The sequence below is a fragment of the Paracoccus jiaweipingae genome (genome assembly GCF_044335505.1).
GTDB lineage: Bacteria > Pseudomonadota > Alphaproteobacteria > Rhodobacterales > Rhodobacteraceae > Paracoccus.
In genome coordinates, this window is record NZ_JBISBS010000003.1 from 377,441 (window position 1) to 401,079 (window position 23,639).

Annotated in this window: 24 protein-coding genes and 1 tRNA gene; 16 read left to right on the top strand and 9 right to left on the bottom strand. The window is 67.4% G+C overall.

Going from position 1 to position 23,639, the window contains the following annotated elements; all coding sequences use genetic code 11:
* Window positions 1-322 precede the first annotated feature (322 nt).
* A complete protein-coding gene (gene hemP / locus ACFXP9_RS08010; protein WP_397206747.1) occupies window positions 323-499 on the top strand; it encodes a hemin uptake protein HemP in 177 nt (58 codons plus the stop codon).
* Here hemP and ACFXP9_RS08015 read toward each other — a convergent pair whose 3' ends face one another.
* Complete coding sequence (locus tag ACFXP9_RS08015) at window positions 500-2,428, bottom strand: pseudouridine synthase (protein ID WP_397210140.1); 1,929 nt, start codon at window positions 2,426-2,428, stop codon at window positions 500-502.
* Between the two features lie 110 nt (window positions 2,429-2,538).
* Here ACFXP9_RS08015 and ACFXP9_RS08020 point away from each other — a divergent pair, with 110 nt between their 5' ends.
* The 4 genes from ACFXP9_RS08020 to truA all read left to right on the top strand — a co-directional run bounded on the left by ACFXP9_RS08020 (window position 2,539) and on the right by truA (window position 5,177).
* Window positions 2,539-2,988: a nucleoside deaminase gene (locus tag ACFXP9_RS08020; RefSeq protein WP_397206743.1), complete on the top strand. Its 450-nt coding sequence runs from the start codon at window positions 2,539-2,541 to the stop codon at window positions 2,986-2,988.
* 135 nt (window positions 2,989-3,123) lie between these two features.
* Window positions 3,124-3,197: transfer RNA gene (locus ACFXP9_RS08025), tRNA-Gly, on the top strand.
* Between the two features lie 190 nt (window positions 3,198-3,387).
* The gene (locus ACFXP9_RS08030; protein WP_397206741.1) at window positions 3,388-4,389 is read left to right on the top strand and encodes a 5-bromo-4-chloroindolyl phosphate hydrolysis family protein; all 1,002 of its coding nucleotides are present in this window, start codon (window positions 3,388-3,390) and stop codon (window positions 4,387-4,389) included.
* A gap of 8 nt (window positions 4,390-4,397) precedes the next feature.
* Window positions 4,398-5,177: a tRNA pseudouridine(38-40) synthase TruA gene (gene truA / locus ACFXP9_RS08035; protein WP_397206739.1), complete on the top strand. Its 780-nt coding sequence runs from the start codon at window positions 4,398-4,400 to the stop codon at window positions 5,175-5,177.
* A gap of 18 nt (window positions 5,178-5,195) precedes the next feature.
* On the opposite strand, the gene ACFXP9_RS08040 is transcribed toward truA, so the two are convergent.
* Window positions 5,196-5,999 carry a sugar transferase gene (locus ACFXP9_RS08040; protein WP_397206737.1) on the bottom strand — a complete coding sequence of 268 codons (804 nt, stop codon included), beginning with the start codon at window positions 5,997-5,999 and terminating at the stop codon, window positions 5,196-5,198.
* A gap of 152 nt (window positions 6,000-6,151) precedes the next feature.
* On the opposite strand from ACFXP9_RS08040, the gene ACFXP9_RS08045 reads away from it, so the two are divergent.
* The 9 genes from ACFXP9_RS08045 to ACFXP9_RS08085 all read left to right on the top strand — a co-directional run bounded on the left by ACFXP9_RS08045 (window position 6,152) and on the right by ACFXP9_RS08085 (window position 13,946).
* Window positions 6,152-6,607 carry a universal stress protein gene (locus tag ACFXP9_RS08045; protein ID WP_397206735.1) on the top strand — a complete coding sequence of 152 codons (456 nt, stop codon included), beginning with the start codon at window positions 6,152-6,154 and terminating at the stop codon, window positions 6,605-6,607.
* 141 nt (window positions 6,608-6,748) lie between these two features.
* Window positions 6,749-7,309 (top strand): NifU family protein, encoded by a 561-nt coding sequence (locus ACFXP9_RS08050; RefSeq protein WP_397206733.1) that lies wholly within the window; start codon window positions 6,749-6,751, stop codon window positions 7,307-7,309.
* Window positions 7,302-7,922 (top strand): tRNA (adenosine(37)-N6)-threonylcarbamoyltransferase complex dimerization subunit type 1 TsaB, encoded by a 621-nt coding sequence (tsaB, locus tag ACFXP9_RS08055; protein WP_397206731.1) that lies wholly within the window; start codon window positions 7,302-7,304, stop codon window positions 7,920-7,922. Before ACFXP9_RS08050 ends, tsaB begins: the two co-directional genes overlap by 8 nt.
* On the top strand, window positions 7,919-8,350 hold the full coding sequence (locus ACFXP9_RS08060; protein ID WP_397206729.1) for a GNAT family N-acetyltransferase: 432 nt from the start codon (window positions 7,919-7,921) through the stop codon (window positions 8,348-8,350). Before tsaB ends, ACFXP9_RS08060 begins: the two co-directional genes overlap by 4 nt.
* An 84-nt stretch (window positions 8,351-8,434) precedes the next feature.
* A complete protein-coding gene (locus tag ACFXP9_RS08065; protein WP_397206727.1) occupies window positions 8,435-9,424 on the top strand; it encodes a BMP family lipoprotein in 990 nt (329 codons plus the stop codon).
* A gap of 14 nt (window positions 9,425-9,438) precedes the next feature.
* Complete coding sequence (locus ACFXP9_RS08070; protein WP_397206725.1) at window positions 9,439-11,094, top strand: ABC transporter ATP-binding protein; 1,656 nt, start codon at window positions 9,439-9,441, stop codon at window positions 11,092-11,094.
* A complete protein-coding gene (locus ACFXP9_RS08075; RefSeq protein WP_397206723.1) occupies window positions 11,094-12,194 on the top strand; it encodes an ABC transporter permease in 1,101 nt (366 codons plus the stop codon). The genes ACFXP9_RS08070 and ACFXP9_RS08075 overlap by 1 nt, the downstream gene beginning before the upstream one ends.
* Entirely contained in the window at window positions 12,194-13,159 is a 966-nt protein-coding gene (locus tag ACFXP9_RS08080; protein ID WP_397206721.1) for an ABC transporter permease, read from the top strand. Before ACFXP9_RS08075 ends, ACFXP9_RS08080 begins: the two co-directional genes overlap by 1 nt.
* A complete protein-coding gene (locus ACFXP9_RS08085; protein ID WP_397206719.1) occupies window positions 13,143-13,946 on the top strand; it encodes a purine-nucleoside phosphorylase in 804 nt (267 codons plus the stop codon). The genes ACFXP9_RS08080 and ACFXP9_RS08085 overlap by 17 nt, the downstream gene beginning before the upstream one ends.
* Before the next feature lie 26 nt (window positions 13,947-13,972).
* Here ACFXP9_RS08085 and mnmH read toward each other — a convergent pair whose 3' ends face one another.
* Both mnmH and ACFXP9_RS08095 read right to left on the bottom strand, forming a co-directional pair.
* The gene (gene mnmH, locus ACFXP9_RS08090) at window positions 13,973-15,073 is read right to left on the bottom strand and encodes a tRNA 2-selenouridine(34) synthase MnmH (protein ID WP_397206717.1); all 1,101 of its coding nucleotides are present in this window, start codon (window positions 15,071-15,073) and stop codon (window positions 13,973-13,975) included.
* A gap of 1 nt (window position 15,074) precedes the next feature.
* Window positions 15,075-15,638 (bottom strand): L,D-transpeptidase, encoded by a 564-nt coding sequence (locus ACFXP9_RS08095; RefSeq protein ID WP_397206715.1) that lies wholly within the window; start codon window positions 15,636-15,638, stop codon window positions 15,075-15,077.
* 615 nt (window positions 15,639-16,253) lie between these two features.
* Here ACFXP9_RS08095 and ACFXP9_RS08100 point away from each other — a divergent pair.
* Both ACFXP9_RS08100 and ACFXP9_RS08105 read left to right on the top strand, forming a co-directional pair.
* Window positions 16,254-18,707 carry a heavy metal translocating P-type ATPase gene (locus ACFXP9_RS08100; RefSeq protein ID WP_397210144.1) on the top strand — a complete coding sequence of 818 codons (2,454 nt, stop codon included), beginning with the start codon at window positions 16,254-16,256 and terminating at the stop codon, window positions 18,705-18,707.
* The gene (locus ACFXP9_RS08105; RefSeq protein ID WP_397206711.1) at window positions 18,697-19,350 is read left to right on the top strand and encodes a GDSL-type esterase/lipase family protein; all 654 of its coding nucleotides are present in this window, start codon (window positions 18,697-18,699) and stop codon (window positions 19,348-19,350) included. The genes ACFXP9_RS08100 and ACFXP9_RS08105 overlap by 11 nt, the downstream gene beginning before the upstream one ends.
* 202 nt (window positions 19,351-19,552) lie before the next feature.
* On the opposite strand, the gene ACFXP9_RS08110 is transcribed toward ACFXP9_RS08105, so the two are convergent.
* From ACFXP9_RS08110 to meaB, 5 genes are all read right to left on the bottom strand, one after another.
* Entirely contained in the window at window positions 19,553-20,044 is a 492-nt protein-coding gene (locus ACFXP9_RS08110) for a copper chaperone PCu(A)C (protein ID WP_397206709.1), read from the bottom strand.
* Window positions 20,045-20,111: 67 nt separating this feature from the next.
* On the bottom strand, window positions 20,112-20,426 hold the full coding sequence (locus ACFXP9_RS08115; protein WP_397206707.1) for a hypothetical protein: 315 nt from the start codon (window positions 20,424-20,426) through the stop codon (window positions 20,112-20,114).
* Window positions 20,427-20,838: 412 nt separating this feature from the next.
* Window positions 20,839-21,114: a 50S ribosomal protein L28 gene (gene rpmB / locus ACFXP9_RS08120; protein WP_397206705.1), complete on the bottom strand. Its 276-nt coding sequence runs from the start codon at window positions 21,112-21,114 to the stop codon at window positions 20,839-20,841.
* Between the two features lie 150 nt (window positions 21,115-21,264).
* Complete coding sequence (locus ACFXP9_RS08125) at window positions 21,265-22,407, bottom strand: bifunctional transcriptional activator/DNA repair enzyme AdaA (protein WP_397206703.1); 1,143 nt, start codon at window positions 22,405-22,407, stop codon at window positions 21,265-21,267.
* 50 nt (window positions 22,408-22,457) lie between these two features.
* Complete coding sequence (meaB, locus tag ACFXP9_RS08130; RefSeq protein WP_397206701.1) at window positions 22,458-23,477, bottom strand: methylmalonyl Co-A mutase-associated GTPase MeaB; 1,020 nt, start codon at window positions 23,475-23,477, stop codon at window positions 22,458-22,460.
* Window positions 23,478-23,639: the final 162 nt, after the last annotated feature.

Consider the following 23,639-nt stretch of genomic DNA (forward strand, 5'->3'; position numbering starts at 1 on the left):
TTGCCTGCCCTGTCGGGTGATGTGAATGCCGTCCTGACCGGACCGTCATAACCTAGACGCTGTGCACGGCTGCAGCAAGGCGCGTGGCGGTGTGGCTGTCGGTTGCGGCCCGAATCGAGGCGCGGGCGGCAGGCGGAAATGCGCGCAGACTGGCGGCACCGGGGCGCCCACCCTTTGCGGAACCTGACGTAACTTGTTGAAATTACGAACGTCTATTCGCCAGAAGGCAGATCGCAAAAAACCCGACTCTTTTTCTTTGACATTACCCAGAAAAAGAGTCAGTTATGGGGTCACCAGCAGGAAACCCGATGGGAGACGCATCATGACCGCCCTCAACCCGACCGATTTCACCCGTCCCGGCACGCATCCGCTGTCATCGCTGCCCCAGCATGATGCACAGCGCCTGACCGCCGGTGGCAATCAGGCGCTGATCATGCTGAACGATCAGGTTTATCAGCTGCGCATCACCCGCGCCGGAAAGCTGATCCTGACCAAGTAATCAGCCTTTGGGGGTGCGGGGTTTGCGCGGGCCGCCTTGCGGCCTGTCGCCACGCGGCTTGTGACCGCCGAACCCGCCTTTCCGATCCGGCTGGCCCTTGCCCGGTTCCCGACGGGCGGGGCCAAAGCCGGTGTTGCGACCGGCAGGCTTGTCCATTCCCGAACGGCCCGAATGCTGCGGACGGGATTTTCCCTCCTCGTTGCCGCGCTTGCCGAAAGCCTGCCGGTCGCCCTTGCCCTGATGCGATTTGAGCCCTGACGCGCGATCGCCATCGCGGCGTTCGCCGTAAGGCTTGCGGTCCCCATCACGGCGTTCGCCGTAGGGTTTACGGTCGCCATCACGGCGTTCACCGTAAGGCTTGCGGTCGCCATCACGGCGTTCGCCGTAGGGTTTACGGTCGCCATCACGGCGTTCACCGTAAGGCTTGCGGTCGCCATCGCGGCGTTCACCGTAGGGTTTGCGGTCACCATCACGGCGTTCACCGTAAGGCTTGCGGTCGCCATCGCGGCGTTCACCGTAGGGTTTGCGGTCGCCGTCCCGCCGTTCACCGTAGGGTTTACGATCACCATCGCGACGTTCGCCATAGGGTTTACGATCACCATCGCGACGTTCGCCATAGGGTTTGCGGTCGCCATCACGGCGTTCACCATAGGGTTTGCGGTCGCCATCGCGACGTTCGCCATAAGGCTTCTTGTCGAACGGCTTGCGGTCGCCGTCGCGGGGGGCGTCGTCACGGCGGTGGCGGGGCTTTCGGGGGGCATTGGCGTCGCGCGGGCCGTCAAAGCGGGGCTTGTCGAAGCCGGGCTTTCCAAAACGGGGCTTGTCGAAACCGCCACGACCGGCGCCGTTGCGGTCGCGGTTATCACGGTCACGGCCTTGGTCGTCACGCGGGGCGCGGTCACGGGGCGCGCCGCCACGGTCGCGGCCAAAGCCGCCGCGCGCCGGGCGATCGCCGCGCGCGCCATCCTCGGCGCCACGGGCGCGGAAGCCGCGTTCGCGGGGGGCGTCCTCGGCCTCGCCGGTCAGCAGGCCGCCAAGCTGGTCGCGCAGGACCCGGCGCTTGACTTCACGGACCTCGTTTTCCTCCATCCCGGTCAGTTTGAAGGGACCATAGCCGACGCGGATCAGCCGGTTCACCACCAGCCCGACATGGGCCATGGCGCGGCGGATTTCGCGGTTCTTACCCTCGCGCAGGCCAACGGTCAGCCAGGCATTCGCGCCTTGCTGGCTGTCGAGGCGGATCTCCATCGGCTGGAAATCCTCGCCGTCGATGGTGGCGCCGCGACGCAGCGGGTCGAAGGTCAGGTCATTGGGGCGGCCATTGACGCGCACCCGATAGCGGCGCAGCCAGCCGGTGGTCGGCAGTTCAAGCCGGCGCTTAAGCTCTCCATCATTGGTCAGCAGCAAAAGCCCCTCGGAATTGAGGTCAAGCCGGCCCACCGACATCACCCGCGGCAGGTCGCGCGGCAAGGCGTCGAACACGGTCTGGCGGCCCTTTTCATCGGCCTCGGAGGTGACCAGCCCGGTGGGTTTGTAATACAGCCACAGCCGGGTGTCCTGAGGTTCCTCCATCGGTTTGCCGTCGATGCGGACCTTGTCGGCGGGGGTGATGTCCAGCGCCGGGCTGTCGATTTTCTGGCCGTTCACGGTGACGCGGCCTTCCATGATCATGCGCTCGGCCTCGCGGCGGCTGGCCACGCCGGACCGCGCCATCGCCTTGGCAATGCGTTCGCCGGTCTTGGCCTCGGGTGCGGCAGCGGCGGGGGCATCGGTGGCACACTGTTCGGGCTGGTCGGGTTCGGGCTGGGGCTGTTCGGCCCGGGCCTGTTGAACCTGCGCCGGTTCGGAATGGGCCTGTTCAGGCTGGTCCTGCCGGGGGCTGTCCAGTTCGGGCTGTTCGGATTTCGGGGTTTCGGGGGTCTCGGTCATGCGATTCTCTCCTGCGCATCGCTGCGGTGGCAAAGGGCGGCGTCTAGACCCAACGCAGCACAAAGGAAAGCGGTTCTTGCAGGCGGCGGAATTTGGCGCGAAAAAGCGCCATGACATTCATCAGCCATATGCCACAGGCGCTGGAACAGGCCCGCGCTGCCGCCCGCCGTGGTGAAGTGCCGGTGGGCGCGGTGATCACCGATCCGCAGGGCCGCGTTGTCGCCGCCGCCGGCAACCGCACACGCGAACTGGCCGACCCCACCGCCCATGCCGAGATTCTGGCCATTCGTGACGCCTGTCGCGCGCTGGGGTCGGAACGGCTGGTCGGGCACCGGCTGTGGGTGACGCTGGAACCCTGCCCGATGTGCGCCGCCGCCATCGCCGCCGCCCGCATCGCGGTGTTGTATTACGGGGCCGATGACCGGCGCATGGGCGGGGTGGTGCATGGGGCGCGGGTGTTTGCCCATCCGCAATGCCACCACCGTCCCGAGGTTCACGACGGGTTATGCGCCGCCGAAGCGCAGGCCCTGTTGCGCGACTTTTTTGAAAGCCGGCGGTGACGCGCTGGCGCTGCGGGTGGCGGGACAGGGGCGCTGCCCCTCGGGGCCTGCGGCCCCTCACCCCGAGGTATTTCGGACAGGGGCGAGGGCGCCGGGCTTGCCTGTGGCGGGGGTTGTGCCTATAGAGGCCGGGACGCGGGTGTAGCTCAATGGTAGAGCAGCAGCCTTCCAAGCTGAATACGTGGGTTCGATTCCCATCACCCGCTCCACCTTCTTTTCCTGTCGGGGTTTCGCATCTGGCGCGGGCGGGTTGTGCCGGCGGGTGGGCGTGCCTATCTTCTGGCGCGAACGGGGAAAGGAATGATCATGTCCCAGGGCGCCATGCGGCGATTGTCTTTCTGGCTGCTGATGCTGCTGACGCTGTATGCGTCGCTGTCCGGCGCGGCGTAGGGGGCGGTCATGGCCAAGCGTTTTTCCGGTCGCTATTCGCCCGACGGGCGCGGTGGCGATCTGCGCCCCGAAGCGGCGCCGCGGCTGCCGCAGGTGCCGCGCCACCCCTATGAATCGCGCACCACATGGGTCACCGTCATGGCCAGCCCGTTTCTGCTGGGGGCGTTTTTTCAGGGACCGGTGGGGCTGGTGACCAGTCTGGCGGGCTTTGGTATACTGGCCGCGGGCATGTGGCTGACCCGCGAGGGACTGAAGGCCGAGGCGGCCTATGACGCCCGCCCGGTGGCGCGGCGCCCGGCCATCCCGCGCAAGCTGTTTGGTGGCATTCTGACCGGGTTGGGGCTGGCGGTTGGCGCGGCGGAACCGGGGGCGCTGGCCGGGGCGGGGCTGATCGGCTTTGCCGGGGCGGTGCTGCACTGGTTGTCGTTCGGGCCGGACCCGATGTGCGACAAGGGCATGGAAGGCGTGGATGCGTTCCAGCAGGACCGGGTGGCCCGCATCATCACCGAGGCCGAGACTTATTTAAGCGGGATGCGCGATGCGATTCTGCGCACCAATGACCGCCGGCTTGAGGCCCGCGTGGCCATGTTCGCCGCTACCGCGCGCGAATTGTTCCATCAGGTCGAAAAAGACCCCGGCGATCTGGCCGCCGCGCGGCGGTATCTGGGCGTTTATCTGATGGGGGCGCGCGATGCGACGGTGAAATTCGCTGATCTGTATGCGCAGACCCATGATGCGCGCGCGCGGGCCGATTACGAATCGCTGCTGACCGATCTGGAGGCCAATTTCACCCAACGCACCCGCAGCCTGATCGAATCGGGACGCAGTGACCTTGATATCGAAATCGAGGTCCTGCGCGAGCGTCTGGCCCGCGAGGGCGTCCGCCCCCCAAGCGACCCCCTGGCCGACAGCGATCATGCCGCCGAAACCGCCCCCAGGGCCTTGCCGCAATTGCGCGGGCAGACCATCGACAGCCTGTTGCGCGCGACCCAGAAGCAGCGCCGGGACTGACGCCTGCAATGCCGCGTTTTGCCCTGCTGATCGAATATGATGGCGGCCCTTTTGCCGGCTGGCAGGCGCAGGCCGACCAGCCCAGTGTACAGGGCGCGATCGAGGCCGCGCTGGCCCGGCTGGACCCCGGTTTTGCACGCGGCGCGCGCATTGCCGCCGCCGGGCGCACCGATGCCGGGGTTCACGCCACGGGCCAGGTGGCGACGGCGGATCTGGACCGCGACTGGGACGAATTCCGGCTGGCCGAGGCGCTGAACTGGCACCTCAAGCCCGCGCCGGTGGCGGTGCTGGCGGCGCGGCGGGTGGCGGATGATTTCCACGCCCGGTTTTCCGCGACCGAGCGGCGCTATCTGTTCCGGCTGATCCAGCGCCGCGCCCCCGCCACGCTGGAGGCCGGGCGCGTCTGGCAGGTGCGCAACGAATTGTCGCTGGATGCAATGCAGGCTGGCGCGCGGCATCTGCTGGGTCAGCATGATTTCACCACGTTCCGCAGCAGCATCTGTCAGGCGCAAAGCCCGGTCAAAACGCTGGACGCGCTGGCGATCAGCCGCCACGACACCCCGTTCGGGGCCGAATACCGCTTTACCCTGCGGGCGCGGTCGTTTCTGCACAATCAGGTCCGGTCCATCGTCGGGACGCTGGAACGGGTGGGTGCCGGGTCGTGGCCGCCCGGGCGCGTCGCCAGCGCCCTTGCCGCGCGCGACCGTGCCGCCTGCGGTCCGGTGTGCCCGCCGCAGGGGCTGTATCTGACGGGTGTGGGCTATCCCGAGGACCCGTTCGGGGCGTGACCCCTGATGCCCTGCCCCTCAGCGGGTCGGCTTGCGGCGGCGGATACGTTCATCGCGGCGGGTCAGCACGATCTTGACCGTGTGCCAGATCACCCACAAATCCAGCAGCAACGTGCGCTGGCGCTGATAGATCAGGTCGATGCGCAGCTTGGCCGGCAGGCAGCGGCGGTAATAGGCGGCCTCGGTCGCCTCGGGGGTTTTGCAGCGCGACATGATGCGGTCTTCGTGGCGGTGATAGATCAGCGTCGCCAGACCGGTCACACCGGGGCGGCTTTTCAGCACCTGACCGTAAAGCGCTGGGAAGCGTTCGACGAATTCGCGCATGGGCGGGCGCGGTCCGACAAAGCTCATGTCGCCGCGCAGGATGTTCCAGATCTGCGGCAATTCGTCGATGCGGGTGCGGCGCAGAAACCTGCCGATGCGGGTGATGCGCCAGTGCTTGTGGGCGCCGGTCGCGCCGCGGTCGGGCTGGTCATCGGTGACGGGGGCCATGCTGCGCAGTTTGTATTGGGTAAAGGCGACACCGGGGGCGGACATGCGTTCGGCCCGGTAAAAGACCGGCCGGCCCTGCACGATCAGCAGCACCACCGCCATCACCACGATCACCAGACCCAAGGGCAGCAGCAACACCAGCGCCAGCAGCAGATCGGTCAGGCGCTTGCTGATGGTCATGCCGATGCGCGCCCCAATGCGCGGCTGTGTGGGCGCACGGCGCCCCGCGACCGGCCCTTGCGACGGGTCGGCCAGGCCGGCATCGCGCAGGACGGCGTAATCCTGCGCCTTGGCCGTGCTGCGGCTGAACCAGTCATTCTGCAAGGCCAATTTTTCCCCTCCGCCACGGGCAAGTGTCGGTTATATAAGGCGCTTAACCCTGTTTAGCCTGCTTAACAAACCCATTCTTGGCAGGGTTGCATCTTCGGCAATATCTTGCGCAACCGTGGCGGAAAGGTCACTGTGGCGGCAAAGGGGGTGTCATGCGCAAGTTTCTGGTCCTTCTCGATGACAGCCGCGAATGTCTGAACGCGATGCGCTTTGCCGCAATGCGCGCGGCCAGCACGCAGGGCGGGGTGGTGATCCTGTCGGTGATCGCCCCGGACGAGATCCAGCACGGCTTCGGTGTGGCCGATGTCATGCGCGCCGAGGCGCAAGAACGAATCGAAGCCCATTTCGAGGTCTTTGCCAAATGGATGCGCGCCCGCCCCGGCATCGAACCCGAACTGGTCATCCGCGAGGGCGACGCGGCCACCGAATTGCTGGCGCTGTTGCAGGACGATCCCGGCATCGGTGTGGTGGTGCTGGGGGCCTCGGGTGACAGCAGCGGGCCGGGACCGGTCATTACCCGCCTGCTGCGCGAGATCGGCGGGCTGCCCTGCCCCATCACCATCGTTCCCGCCGAAATCAGCAAGGAACGGCTGGAACGCATCACCTGACCGGGCCGCCCATCCGCCAGCGCCGCCGCCCCCGCCTGCCGATACGGCCGCAGCCGGTGATCACAGCCCGCCTGTCGGGGCGCGGTTTTCTTGACCTGCGCCCCATTGCAGCCCATATCTGCCGCCAAAGGAGCCCGCACCATGTTCATCCAGACCGAAACCACCCCGAACCCCGCCACGCTGAAATTCCTGCCCGGCCAGACCGTGCTGGATGGCGCCACCGCCGACTTCCCCGAGGCCGGGGCGGCCAGCGCCTCGCCGCTGGCGACGCGCATCTTTGCCGTCAGGGGCGTCAGCGGGGTGTTTCTGGGGACCGATTTCATCACGGTCACCAAGGCCGATGACGCGGAATGGGACCATCTGAAACCCTCGGTTCTTGGCGCTATCATGGAACATTTCCAATCCGGCGCCCCCGCGATCGAGGGCGCACAGGCGGCCAGCGGCGGCCATGCCGACCACAGCGGCGAGGATGCGGAAATCGTCAGCCAGATCAAGGAATTGCTGGACACGCGGGTGCGCCCGGCGGTGGCCCAGGACGGCGGCGACATTACCTTTCACGGCTTTGATCGCGGCATCGTCTATCTGCATATGCAGGGGGCCTGCGCGGGCTGCCCGTCCTCGACCCTGACGCTGAAAATGGGGATCGAGAACCTGCTGCGCCATTACATCCCCGAGGTGATCGAGGTGCGTCCCGTTGCCTGACGGACTGATCCTTGGCTTTGACTGTTCGGCCGCGCATTGCGCGGCCGCTTTGCTTGCGCCCGACGGGCAGCTGCTGGCGGCCCGGCACGATGCAATGGCCAGGGGGCAGGCCGAACATCTGATGCCGATGCTGGCCGGGTTGCTGGACGGGGCCGGGGCCGGTTGGGGCGATGTCGGGCGAATCGGCGTCGGCACCGGACCGGGCAATTTCACCGGCATCCGCATTGCCGTGGCCGCCGCGCGCGGGCTGGCGCTGGCGCTGGGATGCCCCGCCATTGGCATTGCCGTGCCGCAGGCGGTGGCGCTGGGGGCGGGCAGGCCCTGCCGGGTTGTGCTGCCGGGGCGTCAGGGGCAGGTGATCTGGCAGGATTTCGATGCCAGCGGCCCCATCCCTGTCGCGCAGACCCCCATCGCGCAGGCCACCGAAACCGCCCTGCCCCCCGGCCCGCCGCCGCTGACCCAGCCCGCCTTTGCGCTGGCCGAGGCGATTGCCCGGCTGGCGCTGGCCCATGGCGATGCGCCGGCCCCGCGTCCGGCGCCGATTTACCTGCGCCCCGCCGATGCGGCACCGGCGCGCGACCGTGGCCCGGTGATGCTGGGGGCCGCGCCGTGACCCCCCAACAGATGGCGGCGCTGCACGCGGCCTGTTTCAGCCGCCCCCCACCCTGGGACGCGGCGGCCATCGCGGCGGTTCTGGACACGCGCGGCAGCTTTGTGCTGGACCGGCCGCAGGGCTTTCTGATTGGCCGCGTCATCGCGGACGAGGCCGAATTGCTGACCCTTGCCGTCGATCCACCGGCACGGCGGCAGGGGGTGGCGCGGGCGCTGTGCGACGAATTCGCGCGCCACGCCGCCAAGCAGGGCGCGGTTACCGCCTTTCTGGAGGTCGCCTCGGACAACCTGCCCGCGCAGGCGCTGTATGCCGGTCTGGGCTGGCAGGGCTGCGGGCGGCGGCGCGATTACTATGCGCCGGGGGTGGATGCGCTGGTGCTGCGCCGGGTGCTGCACAAGGTCGCGAAACTGTCCCAAGAATCAGGTTGACCGCTTGGTGACATTCTTTCCAAATGGGGCGATAAAAGCCCAAAACAGGCCCGCTGCGGCCATATCTCTGACGGGAGTTCCGAAATGTCCATGATGAAAACCCTGCTGGGGGGCGCTGCCGCGCTGGCGCTGTCTTCGGTCGCGGCGCTGGCCGATCCGGCGCTGATCTTTGACCTTGGCGGCAAGTTCGACAAATCCTTCAACGAGGCCGCCTATACCGGCGCCAAACGCTGGGTGGATGAAACCGGCGGCAAATACAAAGAACTGGAAATGCAGTCCGAGGCACAGCGCGAACAAGCCCTGCGCCGTCTGGCCGAAACCGGCGCCAACCCCATCGTGATGACCGGATTTGCCTTCAGCGAGGTGCTGGCCAAGGTCGCGGGCGATTACCCCGACACCAAATTCGTCATTATCGACGCCGTGGTCGAACAGCCCAATGTCCAGTCGATCATCTTTGACGAACCGGCGGGCAGCTATCTGGCCGGTATTCTGGCGGTGATGGCGTCGAAAACCCAGACCGTGGGCTTTATCGGCGGCATGGACGTTCCGCTGATTCACAAGTTCCAGTGCGGCTATGCGCAGGGCATCAAGGCCGCCAACCCCGAGGCGCGGCTGATCACCAACTTTACCGGCACCACCCCGACCGCGTGGAACGACCCGGTCAAGGGTGGCGAGCTGGCCAAGGCGCAGAAATCGCAGGGCGCGGATGTGATCTTTGCCGCTGCGGGCGGCACCGGCATCGGGGTTTTGCAGGCCGCCGCGGACGAGGGCATCCTGTCCATCGGTGTCGACAGCAACCAGAACCACCTGCATCCGGGCAAGGTGCTGACCTCGATGGTCAAGGCCGTGGATGTGGCGGTTTACGATGTCTTCCAGCAGGGCGAGGCGGTGGAACCCGGCCTCAAGGTCATGTCGCTGGCCAATGACGGTGTGCGGCTGGCGATGGATGACAATAACAAACCCCTGATCACCCCCGAGATGGAGGCCGCGATCACCGCCGCCGCCGACAAGATCAAATCGGGCGAGGTCAAGGTGCATGACTATATGACCGACAATAACTGCCCGGTGAACTGATGACGGCTGCGGCCATGACGACTGCGGGGGTGCGGGACGCAAGTTCCGCACCTCTCGCCATTGAATTGCGCGGAATTTCCAAGGCGTTTGGGGCGGTTCAGGCGAATCGCGACATCGACCTTGCGGTTCCGCGTGGCACCATCCACGGCATTATCGGTGAAAACGGCGCCGGCAAATCGACCCTGATGTCGATCCTTTACGGGTTCTATCGCCCCGATTCCGGGGAAATCCGTATCGGCGGCAGCCCGATCACCATCAGCGACAGCCAGACCGCCATTCGCGCCGGCATCGGCATGGTGTTTCAGCATTTCAAGCTGGTGCGCAATTTCACCGTGCTGGAAAACGTGATTCTGGGGGCCGAGGATGGCGGGCTGTTACGCCCCTCGCTGGCGCGCGCCCGGACCGAACTGAAAAAGCTGGCCGATGAATACGGGCTGCATGTCGACCCCGATGCGATGATCGACGAATTGTCGGTCGGCCACCAGCAGCGGGTCGAGATTTTGAAGGCGCTGTATCGCAAGGCCGATATCCTGATTCTGGACGAGCCGACCGGGGTGCTGACCCCGGCCGAGGCCGACCATTTGTTCCGCATCCTGCGCGGCCTGCGCGACGAGGGCAAAACCATCATCCTGATCACCCACAAGCTGCGCGAGATCATGGAAATCACCGATCAGGTCAGCGTCATGCGGCGCGGCCAGATGGTCGCATCGGTCACCACCGCGCAAACCAGCCCGACCGAGCTTGCGGAACTGATGGTCGGACGCAAGGTATTGTTGTCGGTCGACAAATCGCCCGCGAAACCCGGCGAACCGGTGTTGCAGATTGACAATCTGCGCATGGTTGATGCCGACCGCGTGGAACGTCTGCGCGGCATCGGCCTGACCATCCGCAAAGGCGAGATTCTGGGCATTGCCGGGGTGTCCGGCAACGGCCAGACGCAGTTGCTGGAAATCCTTGGCGGCTATCCCGAAAAGGGCGCGCGGGTCAGTGGCTCGGTGCGGCTGAACGGGCAGGAACTGGACCTCAGCGGGTTGAAATCCGACGCCGCCAGCCGCCGCGCGCGCGGCATTGGCCACGTCCCCGAGGACCGGCAGGCCGAGGGCCTGATCATGGATTTCAGCGCCTGGGAAAACATGGCCTTCGGCTATCACCGCCGCGCCGAATATCAGCGTGGTCCGCTGATGGACAATGCCGCCATCCGCGATGACACCGCCGCCAAAATGGACCGCTTTGACGTGCGCCCGCCCAACCCGGACCTGCCCGCCAAAAGCTTTTCCGGCGGCAACCAGCAAAAAATCATCGTCGCCCGAGAGATCGAGCGTCACCCCGACCTTCTGCTGGTCGGCCAGCCCACGCGCGGCGTCGATATCGGCGCGATAGAATTCATCCACAAACAGATCGTCGCGCTGCGCGATGCCGGTGCCGCGATCCTGCTGGTCAGTGTCGAGCTGGACGAGATCATGTCCCTGTCCGACCGCATCGCGGTGATGTTCGATGGCCGCATCATGGGCGAACGCCTGCCGCAGGATACCAGCACCGGCGAATTGGGGCTGCTGATGGCCGGGGTCGACCCCGCCAGCCATGACGCCAGCGCGGGCATTCCGCCTAAACAGGGCCAGCCCGGTGCCGGCCAGCCCGCAAAACCCGAACCGCCGCAAGGGGTGATCTGATGGACAAGATGCCGAAATGGGCGGATGTGGTGCTGACTCCGCTGATCTCTCTGCTGCTGGCCTTTGCCATCTCGGCGCTGGTGATTCTGGCGATCGGGGAAAGCCCGGTCGCGGCGCTGAAGGTGATGATCGAGGGCGCGCTGGGGTCCAGCTATGGCTGGGGGTTCACGCTGTATTACACCACCAATTTCATCTTTACCGGGCTGGCCGTCGCTGTCGCCTATCACGCCGGGCTGTTCAATATCGGCGGCGAGGGGCAGGCCGCGATGGGCGGGCTTGGCGTGGCGCTGGTCTGCCTGTTCATCCCGTGGCCGCACTGGTCGCTGGCGCTGCTTGGCGGCGCGGCGGGGGCGGCGCTGTTTGGGGCATTGTGGGCCTTGATCCCGGCCTGGCTGCAGGCCCGGCGCGGCAGCCATATCGTGATCACCACGATCATGTTCAACTTTATCGCCGCGGCGCTGCTGAACTATCTGCTGGTCAATGTGCTGCGTCCGGTGGGCAAGCAAGACCCCGCCACGGCCAATTTCCCGGCGGCCACGCATTTGCCGAAACTGTCCGAAATTGCGGCTGATTTCGGCATTCTGTGGGGCAAGAACACGCCGGTCAACGTCACCTTCATCGTGGCGCTGGCGGCCTGCTGGCTGGTCTGGCTGCTGATCTGGCGGACCCGGCTGGGCTATGAAATCCGCGCTTTCGGCAAATCCGAACCCGCCGCGCTGTATGCCGGCATCTCGCCCACGCGGATCACGCTGATCGCGATGCTGTTCTCGGGCGGGCTGGCCGGGCTGATGGCCATCAACAACACCATGGGCGAGGCCGAGCGCCTGATCCTGAACAGCGTCGAAGGCGCGGGCTTTATCGGCATCGCCGTGGCGCTGATGGGGCGCAACCACCCGGTCGGCATCCTGCTGGCGGCGCTGCTGTTCGGCTTCCTCTATCAGGGCGGGGGCGAACTGGCCCTGTGGACCTCGATCCCGCGCGAGCTGATCACCGTCATTCAGGCGCTGGTCATCCTGTTTACCGGGGCGCTGGACAATATGGTGCGGATGCCGCTGGAACGGCTGTTTCTGGCCATCCGCAAAGCGAAGGAGGCCGCGTGATGGATTGGCCGGCAATCATCCAGATCCTCGATTCCGCGCTGCGGCTGATGACGCCGCTGCTGCTGGCCTGCCTGGCGGGGCTGTATTCCGAACGCTCTGGCATTTTCGACATCGGGCTTGAGGGCAAGATGCTGATGGCGGCCTTTACCGCCGCCGCCACGGCTGCGGCGACGGGCAATGTCTGGCTTGGCGCGCTGGCCGGGGTCGGCGGCGCGGTGGCGCTGTCGCTGCTGCATGGCCTCGCCTCGATCACCTTTCGCGGCAACCAGCTGATTTCCGGGGTGGCGATCAACTTTCTGGCCTCGGGGCTGACGGTGCTGCTGGGGCAGAAATGGTTCGGCCTTGGCGGGCGCACGCCCTCGCTGTCGGGCAATGCCCGGTTCGAGCCGATCACCCTGCCCTTTGCCGACACGCTGTCCGGCGTGCCGGTGCTGGGGCCGCTTTACGCCGATGTGCTGTCGGGCCACACCATCCTGACCTATGTCGCGCTGCTGGCGGTGCCGGTGACGTGGTGGCTGTTGTTTCGCACCCGCTTTGGCCTGCGCCTGCGGGCGGTGGGGGAAAACCCGGCCTCGGTCGACACGGCAGGGGTCTCGGTCATTGCGCTGCGCTGGCAGGCGGTGGCGATCTGCGGGCTGCTGTGCGGGCTGGCGGGGGCCTATCTGGCGACCGGGCTTTCGGCGGGGTTTGTGCGCGAAATGACTGCCGGGCGCGGCTATATCGCGCTGGCGGCGCTGATCTTTGCCAAATGGCGCCCGCTGCACGCGCTGTTTGCCACCTTCCTGTTCGGCGTGATGGAGGCCCTGGCCAATTACTATCCCAATCTCGATCTGGGGGTTGTGACCGTGCCATCCATGTTCATGAACGCCCTGCCCTATATCCTGACTGTCATCATTCTGGCCGGCTTTGTCGGTCGGGCCACACCGCCGCGCGCGGGGGGGGAACCCTATGTCAAAGAACGCTGAAACCCTTGCCAGCCTGATCCGCGACCGCGCGGGCGATCAGCCGCCCGAATACGGGCTGATCCTTGGGTCTGGCCTTGGCCATCTGTCGCAATCGGTCGAGGGGGTGGCCATCCCCTATTCCGACCTGCCGGGCTTTCCCCATGCGGGCGTGTCGGGCCATGTGCCGCAACTGGTCATCGGCACGCTGGAGGGGCGCCGCGTCGCGGTCTTTGGCGGGCGGGCGCATTACTATGAATCCGGTCGCGCCGATATCATGCGCCTGCCGCTTGAGGTGCTGCGCGAACTGGGCTGCGACAAGCTGCTGCTGACCAATGCGGCTGGCAGCACCAATGCCGCCTTCCAGCCCGGCGGCCTGATGATGCTGTCCGACCATATCGCCTTTGCCGGCACCAACCCGCTGATCGGTGAAAAGACCGATGCCCGCTTTGTGCCGATGACACAGGCGCATGACCCCGCGATCCGCGATGCCCTGTCCCGCGCCGCACAGGCCGAGGGCATCGACCTGCCAGGCGGCGTTTATGGCTGGTTCAGCGGTCCCAGCTTCGAAACCCCGGCTGAAATCCGCGCCGCGCAGATTTTGGGCATGGACGCGGTCGGCATGTCGACCGTGCCCGAAATCATTCTGGGGCGGTTTCTGGGGCTGCGCTGCGCCGCGATCAGCGTCATCACCAATATGGGCGCCGGGCTGTCGGACGAATCGATCAGCCATGAACACACCAAGCAAATGGCCCCGCTTGGCGCGGCCAAGCTGGAAAAACTGCTGCGCCGCTTCCTGCGCGACGGCTGACCCGCCGCCATCAGGGGGGGGGCGGCTCAGCCCTTCTTCGTTGCCCAAATACCCGATCCGGCGGGACCGGCCTGTGTCAGGTCCCGCCTGATCAGCGCGGCCTCGACCTGCGCGGCGGCGGTTTCCGGGTCATTCAGATCCGGCAGGCGGACCACCCCGACCTCGCGCGCGGCATAACGCGAGCGGTGCTTGTCATAACGCGGGTCGTAATGATCGCGCATCAGCCCCGCCGCCAGCCCGGTCACATCGCCCGAATCCAGCATCTCGCGCCATTGCGCCACCCGATCGGCCGGGTGCAGGGGTGCCAGTTGCGACAAGATCGCCTGAACCCGCGCCGGATCGGCCACTGCATCGGCATAATCACCGGCACAAAACCGCGCCCGCGCCGCCAGCGGCACCGACAGGCGCAATCGGGGCGCGGCACAGATCGCCCGCCAGACCGCACGCGGCAGGATGCGGGCGCCGATCTTGCTGCTTTCACCCTCGACCAGCACCGGGCGGGTGGGGTCCAGCGCCTCGATCGCGCAGGCCAGCCGCCCCTCGAACAGCTTTTGCGTGGGCTGCCCGCCCGGCATCGCGCCAAACAGGCTGCCGCGATGTTGGGCCAGCCCCTCAAGGTCGATCACCTGCCAGCCCCGCGCCGCCAGCCGGTGCAGGATCGCGGTCTTGGCGCTGCCGGTATTGCCGTCCAGCACCAGAACCGGCGCGTCAAAGCCCTGAACCTCAAGCCGCTGCGTCACCAGCCGTCGCCAGCTTTTATAGCCCCCCTCCAGCCGCGCCACGCGCCAGCCGATCTGGGACAGGATGCCCGCAAACGACCCTGATCGCTGCCCGCCCCGCCAGCAATAGACCAAGGGCCGCCAGCCGCCGCCCCGGTCGGCCAGCGGTCCGGCAATATGGCGCGCGGCATTGGCCGCAACCAGCGCCGCACCGATCTTGCGGGCGTCAAAGGGCGAAACCTGCTTGTACACCGTGCCGACGCGGGCGCGTTCGGCATCCGACAGCACCGGCAGGTTGATGGCGCCGGGCAGGTGGTCCTGTTCGAATTCCGATGGCGCGCGTAGGTCGATAATGTCGTCAAACCCCGCCAGCGCGGAGTCCGACGCGGATGTCAGCCGCAGATCCACCTCAATAGACGTAGACCGGCGTCCCGACCGGCACCTGATCGAACAGGTCCATCACCGCCTCGTTGCGCATCCGGATGCAGCCATTGCTGACCGACCGCCCGATCGAGCCAGGCTCGGTCGTGCCGTGAATGCGGATGGCGGTGTCATTGCCCTTGGCATCATACAGATACATCGCCCGCGCCCCCAGCGGGTTTTTGGGACCACCGGGCATTCCGTCCTTGTATTTCGCGTAATGCTCGGGCGAGCGTTTGACCATGGCTTCGGTCGGCTTCCAGCTGGGCCATTCGACCTTGCGCCCGATGGTGGCCTTGCCCTTCCAGACCAGTTCATTCTTGCCCACCGCCACGCCATAGCGGATGGCCTTGCCCGGCGCGACGACGTGATACAGAAAGTAATCCTTGCTGACCACGATGATCGAGCCGACGGGAAAGCCGTCGCGGATATCGACCTCAGTCGGCACATAGGGGTCGGCCTTGGCGGGCGCCTTGGGCGCGACCCTGGCCTGTGCCAGGGCCGGCACGACCAGAAAGGCGGCGGCGGTCAGCATCAATTCGCGACGGTTCATTCTGTCGATCCTGCATTTGCTTGGTATTTGCCTGACTATAGCAGCGGCGCGAAAGCCGGTTCAACTCGCTTTGATGTGACGGGGGGCGGGACGGATAGGGTTAATGGACCGGGGCTGGCCTGATGGGCGCGCATTGACAGGCCGCGCCCGCGACACTAGCTGAAAGGCACGAAAGGAGGCGGCGATGCCCTGCCCCCACTGCCCCGGCCCTGCCCCCGTCCCGCCATCCGCGCCCCGCGTAAGCGATGGCGCGCGACCCCGCGCGCCGCAGACCGCCGCCACCCGTCACGCCATCCATCGCCACGCTGCCCCTTGCGGGTCCAGCCCCCGCCGGTTCCGCCGCCACCGCCCGGCCCGCCGCCCCGGCTTTGCCTGCCGCGGATGTGGTGACCGCCAGTGCCGCTGCCACATTGACGCCCGCAGCCGCGTGGCGCGGCCACGGCTGCTGGGGCGCGCCGCGCCGGCCCTGCCGCGCAGCTGCGCTGATGCGGGTCGCCTGACCGGCCCGCCGCGCAATTTGCGCCAGCGCCCCCGCACCCGGCCCCGACGCCCGCAAGCCCCGCCTTTCCGTCATCTGAAACCCGTCGCAAGCGCGTTACAAATTACGGAAAGATCATGTCAGAATATTTTGAAAAAGAACCTGAAAATACCGTCGACCTGAATATCGACGGGATGTCCTGCGCGGCCTGTGCCGGACGGCTGCAACGGGCGCTGGCGGCGCTGCCCGGCGTCACCGGCGCGCAGGTCAATTTCGCCACGGGCCGGGCGCGGGTCAGCTATGGCGCGCCAACGGATTTGGACGATCTGGTGCGCGCCGCTGGTCAGGCCGGCTATCCGGTGGCGCTGCAACAGACCGTGCTGGATGTTGGCGAAATGTCCTGCGCCGCCTGCGTGGGCCGTGTCCAGCGCGCGCTGGCGGCGGTGCCGGGGGTGGCCGAAGCGCAGGTCAATCTGGCCACGGGCCGCGCCCGCATCCGCCATATCGGCCTGCCCGCCACGACGCTGGTCAGGGCGGTCAGCGATGCGGGCTATCCGGCGCAGCCGGTGGCGCGCGGTGATGATGGCCGCGACCGCGCCCGCAAACAGGCGGCCGAGACCGCGCGCCTGCGCCGCCGCTTTTGGCTGGCCGCGGCCCTGACCCTGCCGCTGTTCGTGGTCGAAATGGGCGGCCACGCCATTCCGGCGCTGCATCACGCGCTGATGGGGGCGGTGGGCACCCAAACCCTGTGGCTGGCGGAATTCGTGCTGGCCGCGCTGGTGCTGGCCGGGCCGGGGCGGATATTCTTTGCCCATGGTATCCCCGCCCTGCTGCGCGCCTCCCCCGAAATGAACAGCCTTGTCGCGCTGGGGTCCGGGGCGGCGTTTGCCTATTCCACGCTGGTCACCTTCGCGCCGGGGCTGGTGCCGGACCCCGCGCGTCATGTGTATTTCGAGGCCGCGACCGTCATCGTCACCCTGATCCTGATGGGCCGCTGGCTTGAGGCGCGCGCCCGTGGTCAGGCCGGTCAGGCCATTGCCCGGCTGGTCGGCATGGTGCCCAAGACCGCGATCCGCCTGCAAGATGGCCAGACCACCGAGGTCGCGGTGGACGATCTGCGCCCCGGCGACCTGATCCGGCTGTTGCCGGGCGCGCGGGTGCCGGTCGATGCGCAGGTGACCGAGGGCCGGGGCCATATCGACGAAGCCATGCTGACCGGGGAACCGCTGCCCGTGCCCAAGGCGCCGGGCGATGCGGTGACCGGCGGCACGGTCAATGGCGACAGCGCCCTGACCTGCCGCGTCACCGCCACCGGCGCCGACACCGTGCTGGCCGATATCATGCGCATGGTTGACGAGGCACAGGCCAACCGCCTGCCGGTGCAGGATCTGGTCGACCGTGTCACCCGCGTCTTTGTGCCGGTGGTGATGGGGCTGGCGCTGCTGGCCGGGGGGCTGTGGCTGGTCTTCGGGCCGGAACCGCGCCTGTCACATGCGCTGATCGCGGCGGTGTCGGTGCTGATCATCGCCTGCCCCTGCGCGATGGGGCTGGCGGTGCCGATGTCGATCATGGTCGGCAGCGGGCGCGGCGCCGAACTGGGCATTTTGTTCCGGCGCGGTGATGCGCTGCAACGGCTGGCCTCGGCCCGCGTGGTCGGGTTCGACAAGACCGGCACCCTGACCCAGGGCGCGCCCGCGCTGACCGATATTGCCACCAGCACGGCCATCACCCCCGACGCGGCCCTGCGCCTGACCGCCGCCGCCGAGGCCCACAGCGAACACCCCCTTGCCGCCGCCCTGATCGCGGCGGCGCGGGCGCGCGGTCTGAGCCTGCCCGCCGCGCAGGACAGCCGGGCACAGGCCGGGCGCGGGCTGTGCGCGCGGGTCGAGGGGCAGGATCTGCGGATCGGCAACCTTGCCGCCCTGCTGGATGCCGCGATCACCCCCGACCCCGCGCTGGTGGCGCGGGCGCAGGATTGGGCCGAACAGGCCGCGACGCCGGTGCATCTGGCCGTGGATGGCCAGCATGTCGCGGCCTTTGCGCTGGCCGACCCCGTCCGCGACAGCAGCAGGGCCGCCATTGCCGATCTGCACCGGCTGGGGGTTCAGGTGGCGATGTTCTCGGGCGATGTGGATCAGGCCGCGCAGGCGGTGGGACGCGGGCTTGGCATCGACCTGGTGCAGGGCGGGCTGCGCCCCGATGACAAGCTGGCCGCGATCCGCGATCTGGGACCGGGCAGCGTGTTCGTGGGCGATGGCATCAACGACGCCCCGGCGCTGGCCGCCGCCGAAACCGGGCTGGCGATCGGCACCGGCACCGATGTCGCGATCGAGGCCGCCGATGCCGTGCTGATGCAATCCGACCCCGCCGCCGTTGCCCGCGCCCTGCGCCTGTCGCGGGCGGTGATGCGCAATATCCGGCAGAACCTGTTCTGGGCGTTTGCCTATAACACGCTGCTGATTCCGGTGGCGATGGGGGTGCTGGTGCCGTTTGGCGGGCCGCAGCTGTCGCCCATGCTGGGGGCGGGCGCGATGGCGCTGTCATCGGTCTTTGTGGTGATGAACGCGCTGCGGCTGCGCCATGTTCGCTAGGCGCCGGTTTCTGGGTGGGGCGCTGGCCGCGGCGGGGCTGGCCGCCCTGCCGGCGCTGGCCGCCCGGCCCGCCCCGCGCGTGGTCATGCTTGGCGACAGCCTGACCGCCGGGTTCGGCCTGCCGCCGGGTCAGGGGCTGGTGGCGCAGCTGCATCGCTGGCTGGCGGCGCGGGGGCATCGCGCGCGGCTGATCGACGCGGGGTTAAGCGGTGATACCAGCTATGGCGGGCGGGTGCGCGCGGCATGGCTGCTGGACCGCACCGCCGATGCCGTGGTGGTTGAACTGGGGGCGAATGACATGCTGATGGGCTGGCCGGTCAGCCGGACCGAGGCCAATCTGGACGCCATCCTGACCCGCGCCGGCAAGGGCGGACGCCCGGTGCTGCTGGTCGGCATTCACCCCCACCCCAGGGTCAGCGCCACCGCAAAGCGCGACTGGATCGCGCTGTGGCCACGTCTGGCCGCGCGGCACGGGGCACTGCTGTTGCCCGATATCTATGCCCCGATCCGCAGCGCCAGCCCAACCCGGCGCCAGACGCTGTTGCAACGCGACGGGCTGCATGCCTCGGTCCGGGGGACGGCGGCAATGGTGGACCTGCTGGGGCCGGAAATGGTCGCGCTGCTGGACCGGGTCGGGCGCTGACTGGGTTGCGGCCGCGGCCTGCCCCTGTGCAAGGTGGTGGCCGCCGGTGGCGAACAAGGTCAGCAGCGGACAGGGCGCCTGACAGGCATCCTGTTGCGTCGCGGCGATGCGCTGACCCCGCCCGGTGCGGGCATGAAAAAAGCGGCCCCGCAGGACCGCTTATCAAAGCCATCGGCCAACCTTTGCGGCGGCGGATGCCCCCTCAGTTGGTTTTGCCCATCGGCTTGCCATGCTGGTGACCCATGTCACCGTGCATCATGCCTTTCATCGGCTGACGGTCGTTATCGACGGTGACGGTCAGATCCATGCTGCCGCAATCACCGAAATCCAGCGTCACCGGCACCTGCTGGCCGTTTTCCAGCGGCGATTTCAGGCCCATGAACATGACGTGGTCACCACCGCGCGCCAGCGCATGTTCGCCCTTGGCGGGGATGGTAAAGCCCTCGTCGACACGCAGCATCTGCATGACGCCGTCGACCTCTTTATGGGTGTGCAGCTCGGTCTTCATCGACACGTCGCTGTGGGCGGCGACCAGCTGACAGTCTTTGTCGGTGGGGTTGTGAAAGGTCATAAAGGCCGCACCGGCCTTGGGGTTGGCGCCGCGCGCATAGGCGTCGGTCACGGTTACCTGGGTTTCGGCCATGGCGGCCATGGGCAGCAGCGCGGCAATGGCCGCAATCGTCAGCGTTTTCATGGGATATCCTGTGTCGGGTCTGCGTTTGTCTGATCTGCGATGCATCAATGATGCGAGAGGGGAACCCTCATCCCAGTGGCGGGCCGCGGGCGAACCGGCGCAGGACCGGATGGGACAGGCTGTGCAGAACCGGCCGAGAAGGGACAAAAAGCCGGGGGACGGCATCAGCCTCGGGCAGATCGGGTTCCCACGATTGGCCTGCCATCAATGACAGGACCATATCCGGACACAGATGAACGTGGGGGTCGCCGCCCTGATCCGTGACGGTCAGAACCGTGCCGGAACACAGGATGATCTCCTGTCCCTGCATCACCTGACCACGCGCGGCGGCATAGCTTTGTCCGGTCAGGACCAGCAGCAGCACCAGCGCAAGATGAAGCAAGGGACGTTTCATAACGGCAGGATAGGACAGCTTGCCCGCGCATACCAGCGCCGTTTTGTCGCGCCAATCAGGCGCGGCCACGGGGCCGGTCGCGCGGGGCAAAGGGACAGCCCGCGCGCATCAGGAAAAAGGCTGACTGACCCGCCGCAAGCCCGCGCCACGCCGGGGATGTCACGGTGCCGGGGGCATCAACGGCGCAGGGTCACCGCCAGCAACCGCAGAAATTGGCACGCCCGCCCCATCATGGCGACGATACGCTTGCTGTCGGATCACCGGCACGGGGCCTGCGCCTGAATTGCCGCCCGTCGCAGCCCCCGCCCCATGGTGGAACAAGCCCCGTCTTGCAAACGCAAAAACCCCACCGGATGGCGGGGTTTCGCAGGGCGGTGAAAGCCGCCGAATCAGTGGCGGATCAGGCTTTCTCGATCTCGCGCTTGATTTTCAGGGCGCGGTCCGACAGCTCGACATCTTTGGCCTTGGCCAGGAAGGCGTCCAGCCCGCCACGGTGATCGACCGAGCGCAGCGCCGAGGCCGAGATCCGCAGCGAGAAGGTTTTCCCCAGCTTTTCCGACATCAGCGACACGTCGTTCAGGTTCGGCAGGAACCGGCGACGGGTTTTGTTGTTGGCGTGGCTGACATTGTTGCCGGTGATCGGGCCCTTGCCGGTCAGTTCGCAAACGCGCGACATGGTGATTTTCCTTCGTTGCAGTTCCGGGGGCCGAGGCCGCCCTTTTGAATATGAAAGGGCGCCGCGAGGCAGCGCCCGGAATACCGTTCGCAGGTGGTTACGCGTTTTGCCCGCCTGCGTCAAGCGTCCAGACCCCGGTTTTGCGCAAAATCAGGGGTTTTTCGCGCGCCCCGGCACATCACCTGCCTGAATGAACTGCCGGGGTGCGGGCGGCGCTGTCGGCGCTGGGGCGGGCAGACGCTGTTCCAGCGCGATCAGCGCCTCTTTGCGCCACAGCCCGCCGCCATAGCCGGTCAGGCCGCCATCGGCGCCGATCACCCGATGGCAGGGGATGATGATCGCAATCTGATTCGCCCCATTCGCCCGCGCCACCGCCCGCGCCGCGCCGGTCTGACCCAGCGCGCGGGCCAGATCGCCATAGCTGCGGATCTGGCCGGGCGGGATGGCACGCAGCGCGTCCCAGACCTGACGCTGAAACGGCGTGCCATGCAGGGCCAGCGGCACGGTGAAACCGGCGCAAGCGCCGCTGAAATAGGCCGCCAGTTCGGCCTGCACCCGGTCGGTGATGGCGGTGCGCCCCAGCCCGATCCGCCCGCCCGCACCCGCCGAAAGCCGCCGCAATTCGGTCTGTAACGCCTTGCGCCCGACAAATTCCAGCAGGTGCAGCGCGTGACGGTCGGCCACCGCGATCATGCCCCCCAGCGGCGTATCCAGCCAGTCGGCCCACAGCCCCGCGGCGCCGGTCATCACCTGCGGCGGATGCCCCAGAAGGCGGCTGAAGGCGGCGCGAAATCCGCTGGCCGAATCGAACCCCGCATCCAGTTGTGCCGCGATCACCGGGCCGCCATCGCGCAGCGTCTGCACCCCGGCCCGCAGCCGCCGCAGCCGCGCCATTTCCAGAAACGTCATGCCGAAATGGCGGCGAAAGGCGCGGCGGACGGTCGACAGGTCAAGCCCCATCGCGGTCAGGTCCCCTTCACGCCATCGGCGCAGCGGATCGGCCTCAAGCGCGGCCAGAAGCGGCTGCACCACCGGGTCGCCCTCGGCCTGCGTGGACAGGGGGTGACAGCGGCGACAGGGGCGGAAACCGGCCTCCAGCGCCTCGGCCACGCGGCTGAACCAGCGACAGTTTTCCGGGCGCGGCTTGCGCGCCGGGCAGGTCAGGCGACAAAAAACCCCGGTCGAGGTCACACCGACAAAGGCGCGGCCTTCGAATCGGGGATCGCGGGCCAGCAGGGCAGAATACAGCGTGTCGGGGTCGGGCAGGCCGAACAGGTCAGATGCGTGTGTCATGGGTGAATTATGCCCCGGACCGCCTGCGGATGCGCCGCAAAATCGGGCGTTTATTTCGCGTTTGCCGACACGCCCCCGGCGCCGCCGCATTCGCCCTGCCCCAGCCAGTCCAGCATGTGCTGCGCGGCGGTGACGGCGGCCAGATCGCCCGCCGCGACACGGTCGCCAAGCCGGGTCATCTGTGCGCGCGCCGCCGGGGCCGACAGCCGGGCCAGCAAGCCTTCGCGCAGCTCTGATTCGAACCAGTGCCGCGACTGATCGGCGCGGCGGCGGTCGAAAAAGCCATTCTTGCGCCGCCAGTCCGACAGCAGCCGCATCTGGCCCCATGCCTGTTCCAGGCCCTGCCCCTCGACCGCGGACACCGCCATGGCCTTGGGGAAATCATCCGGGTCACCGGCGCGTTTGCGCAACAGCCGCAGCGCCCCGGCATAGTCGGACACGGTGCGCGTCGCTGTGGCCTTCAGGTCGCCATCGGCCTTGTTGATCAGGATCAGGTCAGCGATTTCCATGATCCCGCGTTTGACGCCCTGCAATTCGTCGCCCCCCGCAGGCGCCAGCAACAGCACGAACAGATCCGACATATCGGCCACCAGCGTTTCCGACTGGCCCACCCCCACGGTTTCGATCAGCACCACGTCAAAGCCCGCCGCCTCGCACAGGCGGATGGTTTCACGCGTGCGCCGCGCGACACCGCCCAGATGGGCGCGGCTGGGGCTGGGTCGGATAAAGGCGTTCGGGTCGCGCGACAGCTGTTCCATCCGGGTCTTGTCGCCCAGGATGGACCCGCCCGAGCGCGCCGAACTGGGGTCGACCGCCAGCACCGCCACCCGCAGACCCTGCGCGGTCAGCATCAGGCCAAAGGCCTCGATAAAGGTTGATTTGCCGACGCCGGGGGTGCCCGACAGCCCGATCCGCAGCGCCTGACGCGGCGGCAGCGCATCCAGCAGCGCCACCGCCTGTTCGCGGTGGTCGGCGCGGGTGCTTTCGATCAGCGTAATCGCGCGGGCCAGCGCGCGGCGGTCGCCACCGGCGATACGCGCGGCAAGCTGGGTCGTGCCGGTCTGTGTCATCCTGCCCCCTTCACCTGTGCTGCCAAAGGGATAAGCCGGGATCGGCCCGTGAACAAGCGCCCCATCGCCCATCAGGGCCGCGGCGGCGTCCTGTCGCGGCGGGCAAGCTTGCAAAAAGCGACCGCAAACATTAGCATTTCACAATATTGTCCGATTGACAGG

What these genes read in the sequence shown, in the direction of transcription:
- ACFXP9_RS08070 (WP_397206725.1), top strand. Translation starts at nt 9,439, where the DNA reads ATGACGACTGCGGGGGTGCGGGACGCAAGTTCCGCACCTCTCGCCATT.
- ACFXP9_RS08095 (WP_397206715.1), bottom strand. Translation starts at nt 15,638, where the DNA reads ATGAACCGTCGCGAATTGATGCTGACCGCCGCCGCCTTTCTGGTCGTG.
- ACFXP9_RS08105 (WP_397206711.1), top strand. Translation starts at nt 18,697, where the DNA reads ATGTTCGCTAGGCGCCGGTTTCTGGGTGGGGCGCTGGCCGCGGCGGGG.
- ACFXP9_RS08080 (WP_397206721.1), top strand. Translation starts at nt 12,194, where the DNA reads ATGGATTGGCCGGCAATCATCCAGATCCTCGATTCCGCGCTGCGGCTG.
- rpmB (WP_397206705.1), bottom strand. Translation starts at nt 21,114, where the DNA reads ATGTCGCGCGTTTGCGAACTGACCGGCAAGGGCCCGATCACCGGCAAC.
- ACFXP9_RS08125 (WP_397206703.1), bottom strand. Translation starts at nt 22,407, where the DNA reads ATGACACACGCATCTGACCTGTTCGGCCTGCCCGACCCCGACACGCTG.
- ACFXP9_RS08045 (WP_397206735.1), top strand. Translation starts at nt 6,152, where the DNA reads ATGCGCAAGTTTCTGGTCCTTCTCGATGACAGCCGCGAATGTCTGAAC.
- ACFXP9_RS08110 (WP_397206709.1), bottom strand. Translation starts at nt 20,044, where the DNA reads ATGAAAACGCTGACGATTGCGGCCATTGCCGCGCTGCTGCCCATGGCC.
- ACFXP9_RS08075 (WP_397206723.1), top strand. Translation starts at nt 11,094, where the DNA reads ATGGACAAGATGCCGAAATGGGCGGATGTGGTGCTGACTCCGCTGATC.
- hemP (WP_397206747.1), top strand. Translation starts at nt 323, where the DNA reads ATGACCGCCCTCAACCCGACCGATTTCACCCGTCCCGGCACGCATCCG.
- ACFXP9_RS08030 (WP_397206741.1), top strand. Translation starts at nt 3,388, where the DNA reads ATGGCCAAGCGTTTTTCCGGTCGCTATTCGCCCGACGGGCGCGGTGGC.
- ACFXP9_RS08015 (WP_397210140.1), bottom strand. Translation starts at nt 2,428, where the DNA reads ATGACCGAGACCCCCGAAACCCCGAAATCCGAACAGCCCGAACTGGAC.
- truA (WP_397206739.1), top strand. Translation starts at nt 4,398, where the DNA reads ATGCCGCGTTTTGCCCTGCTGATCGAATATGATGGCGGCCCTTTTGCC.
- ACFXP9_RS08050 (WP_397206733.1), top strand. Translation starts at nt 6,749, where the DNA reads ATGTTCATCCAGACCGAAACCACCCCGAACCCCGCCACGCTGAAATTC.
- ACFXP9_RS08065 (WP_397206727.1), top strand. Translation starts at nt 8,435, where the DNA reads ATGTCCATGATGAAAACCCTGCTGGGGGGCGCTGCCGCGCTGGCGCTG.
- meaB (WP_397206701.1), bottom strand. Translation starts at nt 23,477, where the DNA reads ATGACACAGACCGGCACGACCCAGCTTGCCGCGCGTATCGCCGGTGGC.
- ACFXP9_RS08085 (WP_397206719.1), top strand. Translation starts at nt 13,143, where the DNA reads ATGTCAAAGAACGCTGAAACCCTTGCCAGCCTGATCCGCGACCGCGCG.
- ACFXP9_RS08100 (WP_397210144.1), top strand. Translation starts at nt 16,254, where the DNA reads ATGTCAGAATATTTTGAAAAAGAACCTGAAAATACCGTCGACCTGAAT.
- ACFXP9_RS08020 (WP_397206743.1), top strand. Translation starts at nt 2,539, where the DNA reads ATGACATTCATCAGCCATATGCCACAGGCGCTGGAACAGGCCCGCGCT.